Source organism: Pseudomonas sp. PS01303 (genome assembly GCF_029959385.1).
GTDB lineage: Bacteria > Pseudomonadota > Gammaproteobacteria > Pseudomonadales > Pseudomonadaceae > Aquipseudomonas > Aquipseudomonas rustica.
On sequence record NZ_JASCPK010000268.1, the window covers coordinates 1 to 3,763 of the forward strand.

Below are 3,763 nucleotides of genomic sequence, written 5' to 3' on the forward strand. Positions count from 1 at the left end.
TTGTGCTTTTGTTGCGGCCTCTTCGCGAGCTGGCTCGCTCCCACATTGGAATGCATTTCAAATGTGGGAGCGAGCCTGCTCGCGAAGGCGATTTATCAGGGTTTAGAGGTCGTTCAGGATGTCGGCCATGTCATCGGCGTGCTCTTCTTCCTGCGCGAGGATGTCTTCGAAGATGCGCCGTGTAGTCGGGTCTTTCTCGCCGATGTACTGAATGATTTCGCGGTAGCTGTCGATGGCGATCCGCTCAGCGACCAGATCCTCGTAAACCATTTCTTTGAGGGTGTTCCCTGCCACGTATTGCGCGTGGGACATTTTCGACAGCAGGTCGGGATTGAACTCAGGCTCGCCGCCCAATTGCACGATGCGCTCGGCCAGACGGTCGGCGTGCTGGGCTTCCTGGGTGGCGTGCTCGAGAAATTCTTCGGCGGCCACATGGGCTTTGACGCCGTTGGCCATGAAATAGTGGCGCTTGTAGCGCAACACGCAGACCAGTTCAGTGGCCAGCGATTCGTTGAGCAAGCGCAGCACCTCCTCACGGTCAGCGCTGTAGCCTTCAGTTACAGCACCGTTCTCGACGTGTTGGCGCGCACGTTCGCGCAGTGTTTGTACATCTGACAGATGCAGGTCGTCGCTCATTTCAATCTCCAGGAGGCTAATCCGATGGGCGCCACGTTCTGCGGCCGTGGTCGCTACCCAAGTTGTGAGTCATGAGCGAAGCAAAAAGTTTTATGCAATTTGCGGCGTCCTCGGCGTCAGCCCCGACAACGCCGCCTCCTCGCGCAACCATGCAAAAAATGCGCGCACCGGCGGATGTCGTTCGCGGCCCGGCACACACAACGCGCTATACCCGGCGCCATCCACCACAACGTCGGCTTTGTAAGGCACCAGCAGACCACTGGCGACACTTTCCGAGACCAGAATATTGCTCGCCAGCACCAAGCCTTGCCCGGCGATCGCCGCTTGCAGCGCGTAATGTTCTTCGTCGTACTCGCGGTTCGCCGGCGACAGCTTGAGCCAGTTTTCGCCGGCCTTTGCGCACCAGGCTTGCCAGCCATGGGCGTAGAGCTTCGAGTTATGCCAATGCACGCTGATCAATGTTGGCGTGCGCCGCGCGGCCAGTGCCACTTGCTCCGGTGAGCCGTAGACGCCGAAGGATTCATCGAACAGGCACAAGCCATACAGGTTCGGATAGTCGTCGAGGCTGTAGCGCAGCACCAGATCGACGCTGGCGTCCTGATGCAAATCGATGACCTCGCAGTGGGTATCCAGGCGCACGTTGATGTTCGGATGCTGTGCATAAAAACGTCCGAGACGCGGCACCAGCCATAACGCCGCGAAGGCTGCGGTGGTCGACAGCGTCAGGCTGCTGACGCTGCGTTGCGGGCGCAGGGTGTCGACGCTTTGCGCCACTTCCAGCAGCGCCCCGTGCAGGCTGCGAAACAATCGCTCGCCACTCTCGGTCAGGCGTACCTGGCGCGGCAGGCGTTCGAACAGAGCAAGCCCGAGCCAATCCTCCAGCGCACGAATCTGATGGGAAATCGCCGTCGGCGTCACCGACAACTCTTCGGCGGCCGCTTTAAAGCTCAACAAACGTGAAGCAGATTCGAAAGCGCGCAGGGCGGTCAGCGGCAGCGAGGCGAACATTGAAAACTCCACGGATGAAATCAATTCATCCAGACTGATTTTTGCTCATTTGTTTAGACGTCATGGCGAGCTTCAAGCTGCAAGCCACAAGCCGTTTGATTCTAGTCCGGAGAATGTACAGATGAGCAAGATTCTTGTGCTGCATGCCAGTCCACGTGGTGATCGTTCCACTTCGCGCCGTTTGGCGGAAAGTTTTCTCAGCGCTTGGCAAGTGCGCCATCCGCAGGCTCAAGTCACTCGCCGTGAAGTCGGGCGGGCATTGATTCCGGCAGTCAACGAAGCGTTCGTCGCCGCAGCGTTTTACCCCGAGCCCGGCAACCGGCCTCTGTCGATGCAGGCCGATCTGGCGCTCAGCGATCAACTGGTCGGCGAATTGTTCGATCATGATCTGCTGCTGATTTCCACGCCGATGTACAACTTCAACGTGCCCAGCGGGCTCAAGGCCTGGGTCGATCAGATCGTGCGGCTGGGCCTGACCTTCGATCACACGCTGGACAACGGCGTCGCCCAATACACGCCGCTGTTACAGGGCAAGAAAGCCTTGATCGTCACCAGTCGCGGCGGATTCGGCTTCGGCCCCGGTGGCGAACTGGAAGCGCTGAACCACGCCGATCCATGGCTGCGCACGGCGCTGGGTTTCATCGGCATCAACGACGTCAGCGTGGTCGCCGCCGAAGGTGAAGAATCCGCCGAACGCAACTTCGCGGTGTCGGTGGCCGAGGCCGAGCAGCGTTTGCTCGACCTTGCCCGGGAGTTCTAGGTGGCCTGGGTGTTCCTGCTGATCGCTGCCGGTTTTGAAGTCACCTTCGCCATGGGCATGAAGTACGCGGAAGGTTTCACCCGGCTGTGGCCGTCGCTGATCACGGTGATCGCGGCGATCGGCGGGATTTACTTTCTGACTTTGGCGATGCGCGAGTTGCCGGTGAGTATTGCTTATCCGATCTGGACGGCCATCGGCTCGCTGGGCACGGTGTTCCTCGGTTTTGCCTTGCTCGGCGAGAGCCTGACACTGGTCAAACTGCTGTCGGTGGGGCTGATTGTGGCGGGGGTGGTGGGCCTGAAGTAGGCTGGTCGATGAGTTGTCATCATCAGGGAGGATGCTTGGCGGGCGTTTTGCAGGCCTTGCATCCACTCTCCGACCACAAGGATGTTTGCCCATGTCCACGCGTTATCCGCTGGTGCTGGTTCCGGGCATGCTCGGGTTTGTACGTTTAGTGCTCTATCCGTATTGGTACGGAATCATCAAAGCCTTGCGCCGTGGTGGTGCGACGGTGTTCGCGGTTCAGGTGTCGCCGCTCAATTCGACTGAGGTACGGGGCGAGCAACTGCTCGCGCGTATCGATGAGATTCTGCGCGAGACCGGCGCGCAGAAGGTCAACCTGTTCGGCCACAGTCAGGGCTCGTTGACGGCGCGCTATGCCGCGGCGAAACGCCCGGATCTGGTGGCGTCCGTCACGTCAGTGGCGGGGCCCAATCATGGTTCGGAGCTGGCGGATTATCTGGAAAAACATTACCCGGCGGACAGCGCCAAGGGGCGTCTGCTTGAGGCGTTGTTGCGTTTTTTCGGGTGGCTGATGGCGGTGCTGGAGACCGGTTATCGCGGGCCGGGATTTCCGGTGGATGTCCATGCTTCGCACCATTCGCTGACCACGGCGGGCGTGGCGCTGTTCAACCAGCGTTATCCACAGGGCTTGCCGCAAACCTGGGGCGGGCATGGGCCGGAGGAGGTTAACGGCGTGCGTTATTACTCGTGGTCGGGGACGTTGCAGCCGGGCAAGACCGATCGCGGCGGCAATCTGTTTGACGGGACCAATCGCAGTTGTCGCTTGTTCGCGAAAACCTTTGTGCGCGAGCCGGGGCAGTGCGACGGGATGGTCGGGCGGTACAGCTCGCACCTCGGGACGGTGATTGGCGATGATTATCCGCTGGATCATTTCGACATTGTTAATCAGTCGCTGGGGCTGGTGGGCAAGGGCGCGGATCCGGTGCGGTTGTTTGTTGAGCACGCGACGCGACTAGAAGCTGCCGGCCTTTAAATCGCTTTTGTGGCGAGGGGATTTATCCCCGATGGGCTGCGCAGCGGCCCCCGCTTTTTTGGGGCCGCTGCGCGACCCATCGG

The 3,763-nt window shown here is 60.2% G+C and carries 5 protein-coding genes; 3 read left to right on the plus strand and 2 right to left on the minus strand.

The features are described from left to right. Positions 1 to 102: 102 nt before the first annotated feature. Both QMX93_RS30190 and QMX93_RS30195 read right to left on the minus strand, forming a co-directional pair. Positions 103 to 636 (minus strand): ferritin-like domain-containing protein, encoded by a 534-nt coding sequence (locus QMX93_RS30190; RefSeq protein ID WP_134175811.1) that lies wholly within the window; start codon positions 634 to 636, stop codon positions 103 to 105. A 90-nt stretch (positions 637 to 726) separates the two neighbouring features. Then, positions 727 to 1,656 carry a LysR substrate-binding domain-containing protein gene (locus QMX93_RS30195; RefSeq protein ID WP_282359247.1) on the minus strand — a complete coding sequence of 310 codons (930 nt, stop codon included), beginning with the start codon at positions 1,654 to 1,656 and terminating at the stop codon, positions 727 to 729. Between the two features lie 109 nt (positions 1,657 to 1,765). Between QMX93_RS30195 and QMX93_RS30200 the strand changes: the two genes are divergently transcribed. The 3 genes from QMX93_RS30200 (at position 1,766) to QMX93_RS30210 (ending at position 3,680) form a co-directional block, all read left to right on the plus strand. Continuing rightward, positions 1,766 to 2,404, plus strand: a complete 639-nt coding sequence (locus QMX93_RS30200; protein WP_282359249.1) for an NAD(P)H-dependent oxidoreductase — start codon at positions 1,766 to 1,768, stop codon at positions 2,402 to 2,404. Then, complete coding sequence (locus QMX93_RS30205) at positions 2,405 to 2,710, plus strand: multidrug efflux SMR transporter (protein ID WP_053116824.1); 306 nt, start codon at positions 2,405 to 2,407, stop codon at positions 2,708 to 2,710. Between the two features lie 91 nt (positions 2,711 to 2,801). Then, positions 2,802 to 3,680: a triacylglycerol lipase gene (locus QMX93_RS30210; RefSeq protein ID WP_282359251.1), complete on the plus strand. Its 879-nt coding sequence runs from the start codon at positions 2,802 to 2,804 to the stop codon at positions 3,678 to 3,680. Positions 3,681 to 3,763: the final 83 nt, after the last annotated feature.